Below are 21,827 nucleotides of genomic sequence, written 5' to 3'. Positions count from 1 at the left end.
TTATATACCATTCATCTACAAGGTTATTGTCTGATGCAAATATAGTTTATTTTTTCTATTTTACAGGTTGGGAATATTTATTTTTTTCTTCTGTTTTCGTTATCTTGCGGCACAACACGCATATTATGCCGCAAGAATACCATTTACGCCATCTTAATATTGGCTCACTTTAATATTGCTAACGGTAATCGAACCACTATAACAATTGATACTCCAGCAGTTCTTTTGGATACCGTAGATACGATTAGTATAATTACATATATCGTTGATGTACATTACACATACGCTGTTGTCCGTATAAATCGTTACATTGTAAGTGTTATCCGCAGGGCGCGAGAATATATAACCGTCGATGCCATCGATGAAACCCTTACCGGCTGTTCCCTCTTCTTCGAAGTTTATCTTGCGGTTGGCATCGCTTTCAGGGTTGACGACCAATGAATAAAATTTGTTCGAATCCGATCCGCGTACCAGCGATATGCCGAACTTATCTTCGTTACCATTGGTTTTTACGGTAAACGTTATCTTATTATGTCTGCCCAAACGATTAAACAATACATAGCTATTACCCGATAAACTATAGCCGTTTTCGTTCTCGGTAACACCGGTATTGCTTTTATCCATCAGCTTTACATCTTGCGAAGAGTCGTATTTTTTGGCTATTCCGGCCACTTCACCCAGCGTAAGAGTGCCGTCGGCATGTTGTATTACGCGCTGTACAACGAGGTTCCCGCCCCATTCGGGCTCATTGGGATATGCCCCGACTGCCGTGTTATCTTCTCCCGAACGCGTGGGACACCACCCCCAGATGTATCTGTCGGTACCGTCGGATGCCGTCTTTCCCGCATAAAAACCGCGGCTGTCGAGGAAACCTTCATGGCTATCGGGCCACTTACCTGCATCGTTTGCGGTACATGCCTTTAGCTCATCGAGCGTTTTCCCCTTAAAATATTGCACCTTACGTATGGCAGCATGCTTCTCGCTATATACCAAATACCACCAGTCGCCCATCTTGAAAACATCGGTACATTCATAAAATCGGTCCCACATCATGGTCATAAACGTTCCTGCACTGTTCCATGTTTTCAGATCGTTCGATGTAAACTCTGCCAATGTTCCTTTGTTATTTTTCTGCGTAGAAACAAGCATGTGATACACGCCAGCATCGTCTTTGAACACAAAAGGATCGCGGAAATCGTCTTTGCTATAGCCATAATCGATACCTTTCAGGAAGAACGTGCGGCTTTTATGCCATGTCTTGAAGTCGGAGGATGTAGCCATCATCACCACTTCTGTACACTCCGAAGAAGACGGTTGATACCTGTGCCCGGTATAAAAAGTATAATAAAGTTTATCGCTCTCCGAATATACGGTAGATCCGGTACCGAGTGCAGCGTCTTGTTCTGCCAGTCCTCCGCAGCTGATGAGTTCTCCTAACGAGGTATAGTCGGCCACATTCTTCGTACAAACACCCCATATAGGGTGGTACGTACCCGACGGATTGGGGCGATAGTCTTGCAGATAAAGTATCTTAAAGTCCTTTGCTATAGGATCATAAAACGGCATAGGATCGCCTACATATCCGCTATAAGGCTTATAATAAGTTGTCTGCTGTTGCTCGTCTGCAGAATGGAAATAAGTCGTAGTGTTCCAGTCTTTCTGCTCTGCAACCTCGTCCTCGCTGCTGCAACCGGCAAGAGGAACTGCCATACATGCTACGAATGCTATTGTATTGATCATCTGTTTCATGATGTATATCTTTCGTTTTACTTGTTTTTTAGATAGTTGAACGCATTGAGCGTCATCTTTGCAACATTCTTATGATAGTTCTCCGTTACATCGGCTATGCTGTACCAATCGTAACATCCAGAGCCTATACAAAGAATGGTTCCCTTGTTTGCAGTTGATGGGAACTCCCATACAACGATTGCACCATCGCCTCCGTAAGCCAAATCCTGTGCGCCCGTTTCGTTTCGCCACGTAGCATAATCGGCATAGCCTCCCCAGTCGGTACCGATATGCCACTGCGCTGTAGAATTCGTAATGCGGTAACCGGCATCGCAGGTATATACGTTATTAGGCTCGCTGCTGTTCATGATGAGATTTTGGAATAACGGATGTGCAGTATGTCCTTGTATGGAGAAGCTCCAAGGCGAGCTTACTGTTTCGGCACTGTTTTCTGCCTGTCCCCAGCAGTTGTTAGGACAAGCATCGTTCTTCACGGCTCCTATTTCTGCCGGCATATTGGTTGCGAAGCGGGTAAAGAGGAAAGAACCGCCGTTATCATAATAATCTTTCAGCCTTAGAGCGGCAGCCAAAGCCTCGGGGGCGGCGTTCTCGAAGGCCGATTTGCCATCTATACCGCCGTCTTTATGGTAATGCCACCATATTACCTTGCACTCACTGAGGTCTACCGTGCCGTTCTTAATATCGGTAAACGAAGCGTAGATGGAGTTCGGAATATTCTCTAACATCCATTTGCAAGCCGTTTGTTCTTCGATGTTGAGTTGATCCATCGTGCTTGCCAACCCCACATAAACGGCCGAAGGTTTACCGATGGGTGTAACGGTTACGGTATATTCGGCCGACGCCGTATTGTTTTCCACCTTGAATGTTACAGGTCTGCTGAAATCCATGGGCACGCCTGTAGTCGGCGTAATAGTTGCATTGTCGCTGATTTCTACCGTCGGAGTGAGGTTAGAGAGGTCTAATCCTTCGGGTACATATACCGCAATGGCCTTGTTGTTTTCGTCTATGATACCGGTATAGGTATCGTTGATTTTAAACGATTTTATCTTGGCCTCGTCGTGTTTTATAGATATAGTCCAATCAGAGTACACATCTACGTTGGTTACATGTATGGTATGCGGGGCATACATATTAAGTCTGTCGCCGCTCTTTATATCGCTTTGGGCTCCTTCACTGAGACTTAATGCCGTAACTTTCATACTGTCAGTCGCGTAGGTTTCCGGTATACGTACCGTAATAGTGCGGTTCGTGGCATCGATGGTGCCCTCGTAGTTGTCTAAGGCGAAAGCCGTAACCTCGCAGTTGCCGCCGAGTTGCATGTCTGAAACGTCGCTATTGTTGCACGAAGCAGTAGCAAATACGGCAAACAGAGCAAGCATAATGTTCGATACGATTGTCTTCATAATTACCATTCTCCTATGTTTTGTGTGTAATGCCCGTTCGATGCAGCTATCTGTGCATACGGTATCGGCAGGTATTCGTTCTTATTTTTAGTAAATCTGGCCGCACTGTATATGGAGCAGTCATTGGCCTCCTCGGCGTAATATTTGTTGATAACACTGTCGGCTTCTCCCCAACGTACGAGGTCGAAAAAGCGCTCGCTCTCCATACCGAGCTCTATTCTACGTTCCATTTTTACTATTTTCAGTGCCTGTGCTTGGTTGTAAGTGCCGGCATAGGTGCTCACATTCATCCTCACGCCATACCTGTTTTCATAGTCTGAAATGACGCTAAGACTCTGTTTGGCCCTTGTGCGAAGCCTGTTAACTATGGCAATGGCCTCTGCTATACGGCCGTCGTTGAGCTGTACAAGTGCCTCCGCACGCTCTAACATAACGTCTGCATAACGGAAAACGATACGGTTCATCGGTGTTCCCCACCACGAACCTTTAATCAGATAGCCACTTGCAGGATCGACATTCTGCTTCAACGTTACATAATAACCGTACAAACCATTGGAACGGCTCCACGTTGCACTCTCGTCCATCATATAGTCTTTGTTGAATTCATAGGGCAGTCCGGGCAAACCTACCGTAAGGAAAAGGCGCGGATCGGCATAGTCTGTCGACTTGTCATAATCGTTCTGATTGAACGTATCGATATAAGGAAGTCCGTTCCTATCGGTACGGAAAGCGTTTACAAGGTTCTGACTGGGCTTGTAGAAGTCGCATCCGCCGTCGGTAACCCCCGGGATATTCGGTACAATCAAGCCATAACTCCAATTCAGGTTGCCGTAGGTAGTTCCGTCGTTCATAGAATATTGCATGGCCCAAAGGCTTTCCTTACCGTTCTCGTATTGCGGTTCGGGGCGGAAGTTGTTATGGAAATCCGTCTCCAAACCATATCCCCCTGCGGTGTAAATGGCTTCCTCGGTGTATTCTACCACCTTTTTAAGATCGTCGTTCGATATACTTGTTACCTCATTAGTGCTTGCATTATCCTGATGATACGCCTTATAGAGGTACACTTTGGCAAGGAATGCGGCGGCAGCAGCCTTGGATGGACGGCCTACTTCGGCCTGCTTCACGGGCAACACCTTATATGCAGCTTCGAGATCATTAATGATTTGCTGCCATCCCTCGTCGTTCGAATACTCCGTGTTCGACAGGTTATTGTACTCTTGCGTAGTAAGATTTTCGTTCATAATGAAGGGGATGTGCTTATAGAGCCGCTTCAAAAGGAAGTGACCATAGGCACGTAAGAATTTCATCTCTGCCAAACGCTCTTCTTTCAGCGTATAAGTGGAACCGTCGGTCTGGTCGAGCAGAGCTATTGCAGTATTCACACGTGATATGCAGTTGTACAAACGTTGCCACATATCGCTGATGTTCCAGTTGGTAGTTAGTATGCCTTGCGAGATTTCAAGTTGGTGGAACACGTCTCCGTCGCTCGTTCCGTTTCCGCCTTTATAGGCATCATCGCTTCGTACATCGAAGTTCCACATCGAGAAAGAGGAATTGATGTCTTCGGCAGAAATCCATACGGCGTAGGCAGATATAACGAGATTGTCTACATATTTGGCATCCTTCACCTGATCGTCGCTAAGTGTTCCTTGAGGAACCTGCCTGTCAAGGAAGTCTGAACAGCTGCTGAACGACAGGAGCAATATAGCTGTACATATATATATTATCTTTTTCATATTAGTTTGCAGTTATTAGAATGTAACATTAATTCCAAATGTAACGTTAAGAGGAATAGGATATCCGTAGTTCGGGTTTTCCGGATCTACGCCCGTAAAGTTACTGCTATGTATCGTAAACAGGTTTTGTGCGCTTACATACATGCGCAGTCGCTCCATAAAGAGTTTACTTGCAATGCTCTTAGGGAAGTTGTATCCCAGCTGAATGGTACGCAGTTTCAGGTACGATCCGTTCTCTACCCAATAGGTAGATACGCGCTTTTCGTTGTTATTATCAGACAATGTAAGTGCCGGAATGTTGCTTCCTGTGTTCGTCGGACTCCATGCATCGAGCAGACGCGTGCCCTTGTTGAGGAAGCCGATATTAAGACCTGCCCAAAGATCAGTTTCTTTCTTAAGGTCGGAAATGATATCTACACCTTGAACACCTTGCCAAAACATGGTAAAATCAAAGTTCTTGTACTCCAAGTAGATGTTGAAACCGTAAGTAAAATCCGGCACCGGATTGTATATCCAATCTTGATCTGCTTCGGTTATCTTGCCATCATGATTAAGGTCTTTCCAACGAATACGTCCGAGACCTGCACCTTCTTGTGTGGCATGATTGTCTATCTCGTCCTGACTTTTAAATATACCATCGGCAACATAACCTACCTGTGCGCCCATCGGATGGCCGATCACGCTCTTTACACCGTTACCTCCGAACGTGCCGTTAGCAGCTACCGTGTCGGGGAGTTTTGTTATCTTGTTGCGGTATGTACCGATGTTACCGGTAATATCGTATTTAAGTCCGAAGCGTGTAGAGCCCCTATAACCTATGTTAAACTCCAGACCTCGGTTCTCCATCTCGCCTGCATTGATCCATTGAGTACTGCCTTCACCCATCGCGGCAATACCTGCCATCTGCACTAAAATGTCTTTTGTCTTCTTAAAATACCAGTCGAAACTGCCGTAGAGTGTGTTGTTAAGGAAAGCATAATCTAATCCTAAGTTCGTTTGAGTGGTTGTCTCCCACTTGATGTTGTCGTTTCCGATCTGGTTACGTTTAAATCCCGAGTTCAATGTTTTTCCGCCGTTGGTGCCTCCGATATCGTAGGAAGTACCGTAACTTTGCCCGCCATTTTCGTTTACACCATAGTTACTCACGTAAATAGTATAGCGTGCAATGTTGGAAATCTCTTGGTTTCCCGTCTGTCCCCATGATGCCCGAAGCTTCAAATCGTCGATCCATGAGGCTTGTTTGAGGAAGTTTTCATGATTAAGGCGCCATCCTATCGATACAGAAGGGAAGGTGGCATAGCGGTTGTTCTTACCGAAACGCGAAGAACCATCATGGCGTACTGTCAACGATGCCATGTATTTGTCGTCGTAGTTGTAGTTTAGTTTTCCGAAATAGGAAACAAGCGAGTAGCCCGAACCCGTTCCATAGCTCTGCGCAATGCCTACTCCGGCATCGGGCCACATATAGTTCGGGTTAAGTATAATGAAGCCCTCTTTGTAACCGGAGAAGTTTGTATCGTCTTCACGGTTAAGCTCTATACCTAACATGGCATCGGCACGATGCTTACCGATCTCCATGTTATATGTGGCAACAGCATTCCACATCCACTTTGTCCAGTGTTCCTGTTTGGCTTCCACAGCATTAGTAGCCTTGGCAACATTACCCTCTGTGATAGGATAAGTAAAGATACGTTGCATTTTCTGGCTATAATCTAAGCCGAAAGTCGAACGAACATTGAAGCCTTTGAATAGGTTGAGATTGACGAAGGCATCACCGAAAAGACGCCAATATGTATATCTATTGTCACTATTACGCTGCAAACGTGCCACGGGGTTCTCACGGTCAGGGTAACCACCCACAGGACCTGCGTACTCTCCCTTGTTGGTATATATGGGTAAGGAGGGGTTGAATTGCAGCACATTTTCCAGAAATCCGCCGGGTGCCTGTACTTCCGACGTGCGGTTAAGAGTAAAATGTTCACCCACGGTCAATACATCTCCGACCAGTTTATAGTCCGAATTCATACGGGCAGAGAAGCGTTCGAAGTCGGAACTCTTAATAATTCCCAAGTTTTTGTAGTAGCCCAACGAAAAATAGGAACTACCCTTTTCAGAGCCATTGCTTACGGCTACGTTATATTGTTGTATCACTCCGGTGCGGGTGGTCTCATCAAACCAGTCGGTATCGGCGGCAGGTGTCGTCCTTGCAGCATCCAAATATTTCGACATGGTTATACTATTAAGTACGGGATATCCCTGCGCATCGTAGCCCCAATTATACGTGTAGCCCAATCCGTTGGTATTCGGATTCATGCCATCGTTCACATATGCCTGCCACATCACTTGCCCATATTCCTTGGTATTGAGCACTTTCATCTTGTTGGCATACATGGATGCGGAGATCGAAGCGTCCACATCGATCCTAATTCTGCCATTCTTACCTTTCTTAGTGGTAATGATAATCACGCCATTGGCGGCGCGACTACCGTAGATAGATGCCGAAGCTGCATCCTTTAGAATTTGGATACTCTCGATATCATTGCCGTTAAGTTCGTGCATACCTGCCTTGGTTGGCACCCCATCAATAATATAAAGAGGATCGTTATTGTTTAGGGTTCCGATGCCTCGAATGCGCACCGTGGCACTTCCAGAGGGCGCTCCGTCGGCGGTAATGTTCATTCCCGGCACTCGTCCTTGCAGTGCTTTCATGGGATTATTCTCGTTCTGTTTGGCGATCTCATCCACATTTACTACCGATATGGCACCTGTCAGATCGGCTTTGCGCTGGGTAGTGTAACCGGTAACGATAACTTCATTCAGTGCCTGCGCATCCTCTTTCATGGTGATATTCATATCGGGAGCAGCTTTCACCGTAACAGTTGTGAAACCGACATAAGAGATATTAAGCGTTGCACCCAACCTGACATTCAGTTTGAAATCGCCATCTACGTTGGTCAGAGTGCCATTGCTTGTGCCCTGTTCCATAACAGAAGCCCCGACAATCGGCTCTCCGTCGGCAGCAGACACAACGCGTCCTTTTACTTCCATGCCTTGTGCACTTGCCGAAACACAGCATACAAACAGCATGAAGCTAAATAGTAGTAACTTCACATACTTCATATTGGCATACATTTTTAGATTTAGATATTAGTTTCGTATGCCGCAAAGTTATGATAGAAGGAATAAATTGCAAGAAAGAAATCGTTCATACGATACAATAAATCGTTCATGTAACATTTTTAGGATTATTTGAACGATTTGTTATATCTATGCCTTAAGCTTGTTAGACCGACTGCATATCGCCGGGAAGCACCCCGAAATACTCTTTATAGCATTTGGAGAAATAAGACGGAGACGAGAAACCGACATCGTATGAGACCTCTGCAATAGTTTTAGATGTTGACTTGAGCAGCCGTTCGGCATGCTTCAATCGGGTAATGCGGATAATCTCAACTGGGGTAGAGCCTGTAAGTGCCTTGATTTTACGGTAGAGTTGTACGCGACTAAGCCCCATCTCGGCGCTCGCGGTCTCCACACTAAAGTCGGAATTGGCAAGATGTTTCAATACTACAGCCCTGAACTCAGACAGGAACTCATTCTCCGCATCGGCAGCAGATTGCGGCATATCTTCACTGTTACTGTAGATATATTTCAGATGGCGCCGGCTCTCGAGCAAGTTTTTTACACGAGATTTCATCACTTGACCATTGAACGGTTTGGCTATATAGGCATCGGCACCGCAATCGTACCCCTCGGCTCGTTGCTCTTCAAGTGCGCGTGCGGTAAGCAAAATTACAGGAATATGACTCGTAATGGTATCGGCTTTTACCCGTCGGCAGAACTCCAAGCCATCCATGACAGGCATCATCACATCGCAAATAATGATATCCGGCACGCTCGTCATTGCCTTTTTCAATCCTTCTTTGCCATCGGCAGCCTGCGAAATATCATACTCTTCGCCCAATAGAGCCATGATATAAGCGCGAACATCCATATTATCGTCGATCACAAGCAACCTCGGCTTCTCCTTATTATCCGCATCCGTAACTTTGCTTGTCATCATCTCCGTGGCTGCATCGAGTGCTGTCATATCCTCATTCTCCTCCTCCATAGGCGTATAAACCGACTGTGTTTTCACAGTTCCATGGTCGTTGTTGGTCAACGGGAGCGTTACCGTGAAAGCGGTACCTTTGCCTTCTTCACTGTCTACAACGACCGTACCGTGGTGCAATTCGGCAAAAGATTTCACAATGGCAAGCCCTATTCCCGTGCCTCCTTCATAGGAATCTTTCGCCTGATAGAACCTCTCGAAGATACGACTCAGTTCGTCTTTGGCGATTCCCATGCCCGTATCTGTCACGCAGATGCTCACTTTATCACCGTCAGTTGTAGCTTTGAGCGTTATCCGTCCGCCTTCTTGTGTAAATTTCACGGCATTGCTCAACAGATTATAACATATTCTTTCCACCTTATATATATCTGCACGCATGCGTATGTCGTCGCTGCATTCAAGTTCCAAAGCAATCTTTTTCTTCCTTGCAGTGGCAGCAAACACATCTATCCACTGTTTCAAGCAGTCCGAAAGATTAAAATCGCTCAACGTGAGTGTCATCTTTCCGTTCTGTATCTTGCGGAAGTCAAGTATTTCTCCCACCAATCGGGTAAGGATATTCACATTACGCCTGACTATTTGCAACATGGTACGTTGCTGACGGGTAAGGTTTTCATCGTCGATAATATGCTCCACCGGATCGGCAATCAGCGTGAGCGGTGTGCGCAATTCGTGACTGATATTGGTGAAAAACTGCAGTTTTGCATTGGTTGCTTCTTCCTCCATACGCCGTTTCATAACGGCTGTACGGTAAATATAGGTAATAAATCCGATGAGCAACAGCGTAATGATACAGAAAAGAACGATATATACTTTCTGATGATTATATTGGGCTAAATAAGTATCCACTCGGTCGTGAAGCGAATAGAGGCGGCTCCTTTGCTTGCTCATCTCCTCGTTTTGCATCAATAGAACGCCAGCATTGTCGCGTGTAACGAGGGCCCCTTTCAGATAGTTGTCGCGTTTATAAGACTTACCCTCAAGAATATTCATGGCCAATTGCAACACAAGGTCGCCGCGTGTGGGGTATATATACGAGGCAGAAAGCCATCCGTCGCGCACGTTTTCCAATCCTCCGCCTGCTACAGGCAATGCATCGATACCCACATACACTATGCTGTCGAGCCCATGTTGCCGTGCCGCTTGCAATGCACCTACGGCCATGCGATCGTTCTGCCCGAAAACACAGTCGATATTTCGACGTTTCATTAGGATACTGTCCATTGCCGAGTATGCCCTATCTTTCAGCCAATCGGCATAGCGCATATCTATAAGTCTGATATTCGGATATTTGCCAATGGCCTTCATAAAACCTTTATGACGTTCTATGGCCGGTGAAGAGCCGTTGAGGCCTGCTATTTCGACCACGTTTCCCTTTCCACCGAGCTTACGAGCTATGTATTCGCCCATTGTACGGCCTGCCTCGAAGTTATCGGCGCCTATAAAAGCGGTGTACTTCTTAGAGTCTGTCTTACGATCAAATAGTATTACGGGTATTCCCCTATCGTATGCTTTGTCGATAGCAGGCGAAATTGTATGCACTTGATTGGGAGATACGATCAACAGGTCTACCCCCTGTCGGATGTATTCGTTGATCTGTTCGATTTGTCTGCGGTCATCATCGTTGGCAGATGCAAATCTGATGCTCACGTTATCATGAAGATACGTCCCCATTTGCAATTCCTCGTTCAGCTTTTCGCGCCATATATCTTCGCTACATTGCGAAACACCTATAACATATTGCTCTTTCTGTTTGCCGCATGACGCCATCAAAAGCGAAAGAAGAATACATACTAAGAACTTTTTAAATCCCATCAGACTTTGTTATTGGTTTGCTGTAAGAAAAACGCAGTATGAAAAATGCTGTATCGGCGACTTCTTTTTCTATTGCCGTTCGGAAAGATTATCGCCCGAGGCCGCCGTCACAAAACTACGAAAAAAATATGATTAATCGAAACATTCTCTATGTAAAAGTAACGAAAGGATATCAAACATTGCCACACTTTCCCATCAGCCACGCAAAAGCCTTTGCCGTTCGTCCGCCGGAGTCTTTGAAATGATTGCCCTCGTTCCATTCGAGCGTGCATGCAATCCCGTGCGCCCGTAATTGCTCATACTGCATCCTAATGGCCCCACCCACCTGTGCCATCACCGCATTACGTACTTTCTCTTCCTTATCGCCGAGACTTAAATACACGGTTTGCGCCTTCATTCTACGGCTCAGGATATAGCTCTTCCAACGGGGAAACCATACGGAAGGCGACGCAGCAGCAATACCTTCGAAACACGGACTGTTATAACCTGCCCACAAGGCAAACAGTCCGGCAAGGGAATAGCCCCCGAGCAGACAACGCATGTGCTGCATATCGTATCCACGGGCAGCCGACAACCACGGCATAAGTACATCCGTTATAAACGCAAGAGTGCCCTGTGCACCCTCGCCGAAAGGCATTCTGCCGAATACGGCAGGTGCAGCCCACGGCGACAGCTCGCATTGCCAATCTTCTATTTTCACGGCAACAAGCACAAAAGACCTGCTTGTCAGCGAACATATTGTTTCCATTTCGCGCTCCAACGCAGCCAAGTCGTGTTCGTCTACCGGCTGCAACAGCAGAAACTCCGGCCGTTCCTGTTCGTACAGAGTGCATGCTCTGTCGCCGATTGTGAATACCGTTTTCTTCATCATACAACATGTGTACGCCTATAATATGCTGCGGCGTGCGGCTACAAAGATACAACAAAGAATTGAAAAAACAAACGGTTTGCCGGTCGTGCAACGGCGCATGTCTGCCACAGAAACACTGTCTATTTTCATTATACGGTACATTTGTCGGCGTCAGACATACGGTCTGTTCGCATTAAATACCGTATCTGCTCTCGTAAAACGCAAAAAATATTCCGCATTTTCATATTTTTTACTATCTTTGCCACCGATAAACACCTTTTCTATGAAATTATACCGACCATTATACATCATTGCTATTCTATTGCTGTTTGTCGCTATAAGAGTCGTAGGTGCCGACTATACGCGCGGTATAGGTAAATATCCGGGCTCGCCGAAAGAGAACTTTGCCCCCGCGATGCAGGCAGACAATGCCTATCGCAACGTGGCCTTGCACCGCATGGCCTACCATTCGTCGGCCTACGACTATAATCTTACGGCGCAATTACTGACCGACGGTATCATCTGCAAGGGCAATGTGGTGAGCATGGACGCCTCGACCAACCGCGGCACATTGCCTGTGCGCGAACGCGAGTGGGCTATAGACGGCGGAGCGTATTCGCGGAATATTCTCTACGGCAGCGATGCCTACCTGCAATACGTGTGGCACGGAATGGCCGTACATGCCGATCGGGTGAAGATACAAGCCACGGTTGCCTATCGTGAAAGCGAGGTCAAGGAAGGTTACGCCATAGAGGCACTTACGCAAGATGCAGACAAGAAATGGCGTGTTGTGGGCGGAGAAACGGGCAAAGGGCTGCCCGGAACAGCATCGAAATATAAGGCTCACAGCGATCCTAATAAGGTAACGGATGACGATATACTGCCTGTACGACGGATAGAAACCGAAATAGCGTTGAATAAAGAGAAAGGCGTGTTCGATACCTTTAGGTTGCAACTGCGTATGAAAGGGGCTGTACATTGGTCGGTTACCGAAATAAAGTTCTTTAAAGGCACCGAACCCGTAACCGATGTGTTGCCTTCGTCGGCTTTCAGTAGCGCGTGGATGAGCGCCGAAGGCGGCGAACAATGGGCTTACATCGACCTCGGTGCGCCGACAACTTTTGACCGTGTGAACCTTTATTGGTGCGGCAAAGCGGCACAGGGCGCCTTGCAGACATCGGATGATGCCGCGAATTGGACGACCATTGCCCCATTACATGGCGGCAAAACCGGTTTTGAAACGGTGAAATGCAAGGGGCGCGGGCGCTATGTCCGCGTGCTGTTACGAGGTAACAAACCTGACGAACGTTACATATTGAGTGAAATCGAGGTGTTCGGACGAGGCGGCCTAACGGCCCGACCGCACAGTATAGCGGGAACAAATGGCCGTAAATTCATGCTCGACGGCGGCAACTGGCGCTTGCAACGGGCATCGGAAGTAAAGCAAGACGGGGCACATGTGTCGTCTTTAGATTTCGACGACAGCCGTTGGATTACGGCTACGGTGCCCGCAACCGTACTTTCTTCTTATGTTAATATTGGTGCCTTGCCCGATCCGAACGCCGCCGATAACCTGTTTTACGTATCGGAATCGTTCTTTAATGCAGACTTTTGGTACCGTAATACGTTCGAATTGCCTCGACAGATGATAGGTAAACGACTGTTTCTTAACTTCGACGGCATTAATTGGAAGGCCGATATCTACCTTAACGGCAATAAGATAGACCGCATAGAGGGAGCTTTCGTGCGCGGCAGAACAGATGTTACGCGGCTCTTGCACGCAGGAACGAACGTGCTGGCCGTGCGCATCGTGAAGAATGCACACCCGGGAGCGGTGAAAGAGAAGAACGAAATAAATACGGATTTCAACGGGGGTATTCTCGGTGCAGATAACCCCACATTCCACGCAACCATAGGTTGGGACTGGATATCTACCATCCGCGGGCGTAACATCGGTATATGGAACGATGTTTACCTGACGCGCGAAGAGGCTGTAACTCTGCGCGATCCGCTCATTACGACAACACTCAACCTGCCCGACACGCTGGCTACGATGACGCCGGCAGTACGGCTTTGCAACAACGAGTCGCATGCCGTAAAGGGCATACTCCGCGGGTGGATCGGTAATATTCGGTTCGAAAAAGAGGTGTGTCTGCCTGCTTCGGCCGAGGTGGAAGAGTCGTTCTCGCCCGACAGTTTTGCCATGCTTAAAAACCGGAAGATGCACCTATGGTGGCCGAACGGTTACGGTGCACCTTATTTATATAAGGCTGGGTTCAGCTTTACGATAGACGGAGCGGCGACAGACTCCATCGATTATCGCGCCGGAATAAGACAGATGAGCTACAAGGGTGCCGAAACAAAGCTGAAACTTTATGCGAACGGCAGGCGCGTAGTGCCTTTGGGCGGCAATTGGGGGTTCAGTGAAAACAACCTGAACTACCGCGGAAGGGAGTACGACATAGCAGTGAAGTATCATAGGGATATGAACTTCAACATGATACGCAACTGGGTAGGACAGACAGGCGATGAGGAATTTTACGACGCATGCGACAAATACGGCATCATGGTGTGGCAGGATTTCTGGTTGGCCAACCCTGCCGACGGCCCCGATCCTAAGGACAACCGTATGTTCATGCGCAATGCATACAACTATGTAAGCCGTATTCGCAGCCATGCAAGTATTGCCTTGTACTGCGGACGCAACGAAGGATTTCCGCCGAAAACATTGAATAAGGAACTCAGGCAGTGCGTGGAGCAGCTCCATCCGGCGATATTGTACATCCAAAGCTCGGCTGACGAAGGCGTAAGCGGGCATGGTCCTTACCATGCATTGCCTGCCAAAGAATATTTCGAGCGGCAAACGGGTAAGCTGCATTCGGAACGCGGCATGCCCGACGTAATGACCTACGAAGGACTGGCACGCACGCTAAGGTCGGAAAAGCTATGGCCTCAAGGCGACGCATGGGGTAAACACGACTATACGATGCAGGGTGCGCAGCGCGGAGAAGCATTCAATAAAATCGTTGAAACGGCTTTCGGAACGGTAACGGATGCCCTGCATTTCGCCGCTCTTGCACAGTGGGAGAACTACAATGGCTACCGAGCAATGTTCGAAAGCGGCAGCCATGACCGCATGGGACTGCTCATCTGGATGAGTCATCCGTGCTGGCCAAGCCTGACATGGCAAACGTATGATTATTATTTTGAGCCTACTGCGGCCTTTTTCGGGTGCAAGAAAGCATGCGAAACGGTACATATACAGTGGAATGCCCTTACACATGTGGTTGAAGTAGTAAATATAGGAGCCGGTTGCCATGAAGACCTGACGGCGGAAAGCCGTGTACTCGACGTGAACGGGAAGCCGCTCGATTATCGGATAAACAAGCTGTCTTGCGATGCCGATACTACCGTCTTATGTAATAAGGTGGATGCTCCACAGGGTACGAATGGCGTGTATTTTATCGATCTGAAACTGAAAGATGCCCGCAAAAAGGTGGTTTCGGAAAACTTCTACGTATGCAGTACTGCTGACGGAAACTATAGAGAACTGAACAATTTGGCGAAATCGCGCCTGAAGGTGTCGGGTGTATGGAGCGAAAACAGCGTAACGGTGCGGTTGAAAAATATCTCTGAAGTGCCGGCAATGATGCTGAGACTGAACCTGAAAGCAACAGACGGCGAACAGATATTGCCCGTATGCTACAGCAACAATTACATTCATCTGATGCCGAACGAAGAGAAAAAGATCGTTATTTCGTGGAAAGAAGAAGATTTGCGCGGGCTAAAAGAGAAAATAGAAATCAGCGGCTTCAACATCGACACGCTGGAATACTCCCGATAGGCATGCTTTACTCTCACTTTTTAAATATATTTCTGAAATAAATTACCATGAAAATAAAATATACAAATACTAACATGAAGAAAAGAATATTGATATCCTGCGCAACTTGTCTGGTCTGCCTGTTTGCAACAGCCCAACAATGGGATAATTATAAAAGTAGCCTGCGTAATCGGTATGTGAAGATTTCGAAGACCAATCTGCCGATTGTATTCATCGATGTAAGTGGGAATATCATTCAAAGAAACACCAGAATACTTGCTCGTATGAAAGTAATAGACAACGGAGCAGGGCAGTATAACTACGGCGATACGGTGGCCCATCCCAACCAGACGGTGGATTACGAGGGATATGTGGCACTGAAATACCGAGGAAACTCATCGTTTACCAGTTCTGACAAAAAGCCCTATTCTTTCAAGACATTGAAAACGAATGTACTGCCCGATAACGGAGGCAAGAAAAAGAAGGTAAAATTGATGGGCATGACAGCAGATAATGACTGGGCATTGTTGGCACCTTTCTCTGATAAAAGCATGATGCGCGACGTGTTGACGTTCGAGCTGGCCCGACCATTTTACGATTTCGTGCCTCATGCGAGATATTGCGAACTGATATTGGATGGCACTTATTACGGCATTTTTATACTTACCGAGCGCCCTACAAAAGGAAAAGGACGATTGAATTTGAATGATCCGGGAGCGGTAGACGGCGATCTGACGGGCGATTATCATGTAGAAATCGACCGAAACGATGATCCTTATTACCCGTCCAAGTACCATCCGTTAAACGGAAAGAATGGTTCTGTGCTTGCCGATAAAACCATTAAATATCAGTATAAGGATCCGGAAGAGGAAGATTTTGCGGAACTTCCTGCAGGTACCAAAGCCGCTTTAAACAGTGAGATAGACAAAATGGAGGATGCTTTCCATGCAAGTAACTATAATGAGGCCGACGGCTACCGGAAGTATATCGACGTGACATCGTTCATAGACTATATGCTTGCCACTGAATTTGCGTTCAATATCGATGGTTATCGCTTGAGTACAGGCCTTTATAAGTATAGTTCAGCACGAGCAAACAAAGAGGGTAGCGACGCAAGATGGAAAACTCTTTTGTGGGACTTCAATATTGCATATGGCAATGCCGACTATTATAACGGCGAAACTACTAATCTTTGGCAGTACGACTTTAACAGCAGAGAGCCGTCGGATGGAGAACTTGTTCCGTTTTATTGGTACAGATTGCTGGATGATCCGGCATATATAGCAGAGATGAAAATCCGTTGGAAAGAATATCGCGAAGGCTCTTATGCAGATGAGAATATCGTTTCGAAGATCGATTCCATCGCTTCATTGCTGACATCCTGCGGTGCTATGGATCGTAATCAGCAGGCTTATCAGATTATCGGCAGGAAAGTATGGCCGAATTATTATAATGGTAGCACTTATGCAGCAGAAATAGAATACTTGAAGGATTGGATAAAAAGACGTCTGCAGTTTATGGATAAGGCACTTCTCCCGCATGAACAAAGAGCTTCCGAACCGGTGACGATGAAAGCAAGCAGCTATACCGACGACATTATAGCAGAGACCTTACCTGCACAAGCCTCTACCACGGCGCCTGTAGACCGTAATGTGCGTAGTTTTTATTCAGCAAAGATAAAAGCGGAAGGCGGACTGCCTATAGACCGTATGATTACCTCTTCTTACGAGAAAATCAAATATCGGTTGGCGCCTTACGACGGTAATAATGTCATCAGACTGCAGGAACAAGGTAAGTCGATGACGATAGAATTCGAGAAACCATTTAGCACAAGCCTGTTATACATGCTTGCTACCAGCGGTGGAGGAACTTCTATTGTAAATATAACCTTGAACTATGCCGACGGCACATCATCTCCGACGACAACACTCGAGATACGCGATTGGTCTGTAAGAAATCCGCAAGGTACCGAGGCGGTAGTCGGATTGGGCAATATCAACCGTGACAACGACGTGATGAGTACCGACAATCACTATTGTCTATTCGATCATTCGATACAGGCCGATAAGAATAAAACGATTACTTCGGCCACCATCACGCTGAATAATGATGCTATCGCCTCGATACTTGCCTTTTCTATGATCACGGAAGCACCTACCGATATTGTTCATGTGGCAGAAAAAGAAACGATAAAGTCTTATGCCATAACTGGAATCTTCTCGGTTTCGGGCATAAAGCAACAGACTCTGCAAAAAGGACTTAATATCATCAGATACAATGATGGTACTGTTCAAAAGGTGATAGTGAAATAAATTTCTTTTCAAAAAATAATATCCTCTCTATGAATTTAGCATTAAATCCGACTTGTTAACCAAGGATATGATGGAACACTTTGTTGAATATCTGCAATCAAGAAGTGTGTGTGAAGGGGCAAAAAGCATCTATCAACGTTTTAAGAAAGTTGTGCGTTATGCCATTGACCATGAAATGATGTTAAAGATATTTGTAAGGTATGATGTGTAAGGCGGATGAGCAGACTTTACAAAAAGATGTGTTATCAATGGATGAAATCCAATTCCTTAATCCAATACCATTGTAATATCTCTTTTAGTTGCGTACTATCAATGCAACTTTTCTTTCTCTGAATATTACCAATGAGAATATTGTTGATCTACATAATGCAGTAATTCAACACTTCTTGGATTTTGTCAAGATGTATTTTAGACTGTTATCTTCCATATTGTTATTTCTAAGGTGAATTATACCTGTAAAGATAATATTATAAGGGAAGATAATATTGAGAATTGACAGAAAACAAACAAGGACAAAAGTAATATTAATAAGATTATAACTCGTTATGCTAATAATCATGTATGCAGGCATTTATAATTCACTAAATACATAATAACCGCTTCCAACCTGCAAAATATGATAAATCTGTTAATGACTTTTGAAACATTTGAGACATAGCCTGTACTGCACTATTACAATATATTTGGAACAAAGATATAAATAATTAAAACATTTGAAAAGCAAAAAAAACTTAGAACAAATTACCTTTGCAACCAGAAAACCTAAATAATTCAAAACCTCATGAACATCAACCCCATGTTTAAGAAACGAATTCATGGCCATACAGGAACGGAATCGTATGTTCCACAGAAGACTTTCAGCCATCCCATAGGATATTTATTACTCATCTTTATGATTTTATTTTGTATGGAAATCTCGGCGCAGACACAATCTGCATCGGGTACTGTGACAGACAAAAACGGTGAACCGCTTATAGGCGCCATCGTAAAAGAAGTAGGAACAAAGAACATGTCGGTTACCGATTCCGACGGCAAGTTCAGTCTCAACATATCAAAGAACAAAGCCATACTGATATTCACCTATCTTGGATATACGGAAATTCAAGCACCAGCATCCGCTCATATGAGAATAGTAATGAGTCCCGAGTCGAAAAAATTGGACGAGGTTGTCGTAGTAGCCTATGGTGCCCAGAAGAAAGAGACCGTGACAGGCTCCATTGCATCCATCAACGACAAAGAGATCATGAAGAGTTCCGCGCCGACAGTTGCAGCAGCCATAGCAGGAAAGATCCCCGGATTGACAACTCTTCAAACTAACGGCGAGCCGGGTAGGGACAATGTAACAATGTATCTTCGAGGTGTTGGCACAACGAACGGTGCCGCCCCGCTGATTCTGGTTGACGGAGTCCCACAGGAGAACATTCGTGCCATTGACGCAAACGAAATAGCATCACTCTCCGTGCTCAAGGATGCATCGGCAACAGCTGTATTCGGCGTAAGAGGTGCCAATGGTGTCATCCTTATCACGACCAAGCGAGGTGAAAAAGGCAAGGCAACGGTGCATGCCTCAACCACATATTCGGTGCAGTCGTTCGTCAGAATGCCTAAGACGTTAGACTCTTACACCTTTGCCACACTGAATAACGAAGCCCGCTCCAACGAAGGCAAGGCCGTAGAATTCAGCGAATCAGACCTTGAGAAATTTGCCATGTGGCAGAACGGTGGCCCTACTAACCCCGACGATCGGTACTGGTATCCTAACACAAACTGGCAAAATATTATCTTCAAAGACCATGCTTCCATGACCAGAACTAATGTAAACATCTCAGGAGGTACTGACCGTGTACAATATTTTGTCAATGCGGGTTACCTCTATCAAGGTGGTATGTACAACACAGAGTCAAAAAAACAGTTAGGTTATGATGCCCAGTCGAAAATGAACCGGTACAATTTCCGCTCAAACCTCGACATCAACATCAGCAAATGGGTAAAAGCCTCGGTAGACCTTTCAAGCTTTATAGAAAAAGTAAACCGCAACAACGGCGTGCAGGATGCTATGTGGGCTGACGCATTGACAGCACGGCCCACGGCCCCCGGACCAACCACCGTTTCTAATTATCTTGTCTACGATGGTGTCAACTACCGTCAGGCAAAAGCCGGTCAGGTACTTTTTGATCCTGCACAAAGCGCAAGCTCCTCTTATGGTCAACTCAACCGTAGTGGCTACAGCCTCGCTACTAACTCCGGCGTCAACGCCACAGCCAACGCTACACTTGACATGGGATTCCTCACGCCAGGCCTTTCTCTGAAAGGACAGGTGTCTTTCATTTCCAGGTCGACAAGCACCACAACTGCCGCAAAGTCATTTGTACTCTACTACTATACACGTGAGACTAACGACGAGCAAAAGGTTCCTTACTACACCTTCAAGGGGCAGGATGATGAGGACGGCCAGATAAGCCTGTCAAAATATACCAGCAGCAACTGGTTTCTGAACGCTCAGTTACAGTTCAATTACGATCACATCTTTGGAAAGAAACATGATGTGAAAGCCATGCTGCTTCTACAACGTGACAAAGAGGAGAAGGCAAGCACCGACCTTTATTATAATATGGTAGGTTTCTCGTCTCGCTTCACATACGCTTACGACGGCCGCTATATGGCCGAAATCAACATGGGCTACAACGGTTCTGAGCAGTTTAGTCCTGACCATCGATTCGGCTTCTTCCCCGCGTTCTCAGTAGGATGGCTTATCACTAACGAGCATTTCTTCCCTCAGAACAATATCTTAAATAAGATGAAACTCCGCGCTTCCTACGGTAAGGTCGGTAACGACAAGATGGGCAGCGGCAGATTCCTGTATCTGGATAACATCAGCTCAAGCGGAAGCAACTATGACTATCTCTTAACGATGTATAGCTTGGGTAACGGTAAGAAAATCAGCATCTCTTATATTGGCAACAAAAACCTGCAGTGGGAAACAGCATGGAAACAGAACTACGGTATTGACCTCACCTTGTTTAAATACCTAAATCTTACCTTCGACTACTTTCGAGAGAATCGTGACAATGTACTCATCAGCCGCCATACCGTACCCATGATCGGTGGACTTACAAGTAGTCAGTTACCCCGCGTAAACATGGGTAAGGTAGAAAACCATGGTTATGAAGCCATTTTGAACCTAACCATGCCCGTTACCAAGAATATTCTGTGGAGCCTTAATGGTAATATGGGCTACAGCAAAAATAAAATCAAAGACTTTGACGAAGCCATTTACGGTGAGGATTATGCTTACCGCACCCGAAGTACAGGCTATTCCGTAGGACAACTGTGGGGATACGAGATTGACTATTCAAAAGATATGAACACAGGACGTGACGGAACAGGATATTTCTATAGTCAGGAAAGTATCAAGAAAAGCGGACTTACTTACGAGATAGGAAATCCTCTCCCTGGTGATTTTATATACAAGGACCTTAATGGTGACGGAAAAATTAATAACCGTGACATTGCTCCAATAGGATATTCATCGGTATTGCCTCGCATTACCTTCGGTTTCAGTACGAGTATTGAACTATACGGTTTCGACTTCTCCATCATGTTCCAGGGCGTCTCTAAATTCTCGAAATATTACTCTGGCTGGGGTATCTTTGAGGAGACCGGTGGAAAGTACTTCACAGACATGCATTTAAACAGATGGTCAGTAGGGCGTTACACCAACGGCGAGAAAATAACCAGCCCGAGACTGGCCAATTCAACCTCTACGAGCCACTGTGCCAATTCCTATTATATCATGGATGCCAGCTACATTCGTTTAAAGAATCTTGAAGTAGGATATACGCTACCCAAGAGTATTACACGCAAAATCAAGTCAGAGAATATACGCTTCTATTTCTCAGGTGATAATCTGTACACATGGACACACTTACGGACAAAAAGCTTTGACCCCGAGCAAAATAGTCTGCTCACGTATCCCATCATGAGAAACTGGAATTTTGGCTTTAACATACAGTTCTAATTTATATATA

The 21,827-nt window shown here is 45.9% G+C and carries 9 protein-coding genes and 1 pseudogene; 4 read left to right on the top strand and 6 right to left on the bottom strand.

The annotated features are described in order from the left end of the window. Positions 1–153 precede the first annotated feature (153 nt). The 6 genes from BN3912_RS11510 to BN3912_RS11485 form a co-directional block, all read right to left on the bottom strand. A complete protein-coding gene (locus BN3912_RS11510) occupies positions 154–1,749 on the bottom strand; it encodes a glycoside hydrolase domain-containing protein (protein WP_023983894.1) in 1,596 nt (531 codons plus the stop codon). Positions 1,750–1,766: 17 nt separating this feature from the next. Further along, positions 1,767–3,161 (bottom strand): DUF4960 domain-containing protein, encoded by a 1,395-nt coding sequence (locus BN3912_RS11505; RefSeq protein ID WP_023983895.1) that lies wholly within the window; start codon positions 3,159–3,161, stop codon positions 1,767–1,769. After that, positions 3,155–4,888, bottom strand: a complete 1,734-nt coding sequence (locus tag BN3912_RS11500; RefSeq protein ID WP_004368825.1) for a RagB/SusD family nutrient uptake outer membrane protein — start codon at positions 4,886–4,888, stop codon at positions 3,155–3,157. The genes BN3912_RS11505 and BN3912_RS11500 overlap by 7 nt, the downstream gene beginning before the upstream one ends. A 15-nt stretch (positions 4,889–4,903) precedes the next feature. Next, positions 4,904–8,008, bottom strand: coding sequence for a SusC/RagA family TonB-linked outer membrane protein (locus tag BN3912_RS11495; protein ID WP_023983896.1), 3,105 nt, complete (start codon positions 8,006–8,008; stop codon positions 4,904–4,906). A 163-nt stretch (positions 8,009–8,171) separates the two neighbouring features. After that, entirely contained in the window at positions 8,172–10,814 is a 2,643-nt protein-coding gene (locus BN3912_RS11490; protein ID WP_023983898.1) for a substrate-binding domain-containing protein, read from the bottom strand. Between the two features lie 172 nt (positions 10,815–10,986). Then, entirely contained in the window at positions 10,987–11,685 is a 699-nt protein-coding gene (locus tag BN3912_RS11485) for an alpha/beta hydrolase (protein ID WP_023983899.1), read from the bottom strand. Between the two features lie 262 nt (positions 11,686–11,947). On the opposite strand from BN3912_RS11485, the gene BN3912_RS11480 reads away from it, so the two are divergent. From BN3912_RS11480 to BN3912_RS11470, 4 genes and pseudogenes are all read left to right on the top strand, one after another. Next, positions 11,948–15,508 carry a glycosyl hydrolase 2 galactose-binding domain-containing protein gene (locus tag BN3912_RS11480; protein ID WP_023983900.1) on the top strand — a complete coding sequence of 1,187 codons (3,561 nt, stop codon included), beginning with the start codon at positions 11,948–11,950 and terminating at the stop codon, positions 15,506–15,508. 74 nt (positions 15,509–15,582) lie between these two features. After that, positions 15,583–17,799: a CotH kinase family protein gene (locus tag BN3912_RS11475; protein WP_023983901.1), complete on the top strand. Its 2,217-nt coding sequence runs from the start codon at positions 15,583–15,585 to the stop codon at positions 17,797–17,799. A gap of 19 nt (positions 17,800–17,818) precedes the next feature. Then, positions 17,819–18,068: pseudogene (locus BN3912_RS12270) on the top strand (phage integrase SAM-like domain-containing protein); the annotation flags it as partial. A 512-nt stretch (positions 18,069–18,580) separates the two neighbouring features. Continuing rightward, the gene (locus BN3912_RS11470) at positions 18,581–21,817 is read left to right on the top strand and encodes a SusC/RagA family TonB-linked outer membrane protein (RefSeq protein WP_023983902.1); all 3,237 of its coding nucleotides are present in this window, start codon (positions 18,581–18,583) and stop codon (positions 21,815–21,817) included. Positions 21,818–21,827 lie beyond the last annotated feature (10 nt).

It is taken from the genome of Prevotella phocaeensis (genome assembly GCF_900065875.1).
Taxonomy (GTDB): Bacteria; Bacteroidota; Bacteroidia; order Bacteroidales; family Bacteroidaceae; genus Prevotella; species Prevotella phocaeensis.
The sequence above is the reverse complement of the archived record's forward strand: the minus strand, read 5'-3'. Positions and strand labels throughout refer to the sequence as shown.

What these genes read in the sequence shown, in the direction of transcription:
- BN3912_RS11495 (WP_023983896.1), bottom strand. Translation starts at nt 8,008, where the DNA reads ATGAAGTATGTGAAGTTACTACTATTTAGCTTCATGCTGTTTGTATGC.
- BN3912_RS11470 (WP_023983902.1), top strand. Translation starts at nt 18,581, where the DNA reads ATGAACATCAACCCCATGTTTAAGAAACGAATTCATGGCCATACAGGA.
- BN3912_RS11475 (WP_023983901.1), top strand. Translation starts at nt 15,583, where the DNA reads ATGAAGAAAAGAATATTGATATCCTGCGCAACTTGTCTGGTCTGCCTG.
- BN3912_RS11485 (WP_023983899.1), bottom strand. Translation starts at nt 11,685, where the DNA reads ATGATGAAGAAAACGGTATTCACAATCGGCGACAGAGCATGCACTCTG.
- BN3912_RS11500 (WP_004368825.1), bottom strand. Translation starts at nt 4,888, where the DNA reads ATGAAAAAGATAATATATATATGTACAGCTATATTGCTCCTGTCGTTC.
- BN3912_RS11490 (WP_023983898.1), bottom strand. Translation starts at nt 10,814, where the DNA reads ATGGGATTTAAAAAGTTCTTAGTATGTATTCTTCTTTCGCTTTTGATG.
- BN3912_RS11505 (WP_023983895.1), bottom strand. Translation starts at nt 3,161, where the DNA reads ATGGTAATTATGAAGACAATCGTATCGAACATTATGCTTGCTCTGTTT.
- BN3912_RS11510 (WP_023983894.1), bottom strand. Translation starts at nt 1,749, where the DNA reads ATGAAACAGATGATCAATACAATAGCATTCGTAGCATGTATGGCAGTT.
- BN3912_RS11480 (WP_023983900.1), top strand. Translation starts at nt 11,948, where the DNA reads ATGAAATTATACCGACCATTATACATCATTGCTATTCTATTGCTGTTT.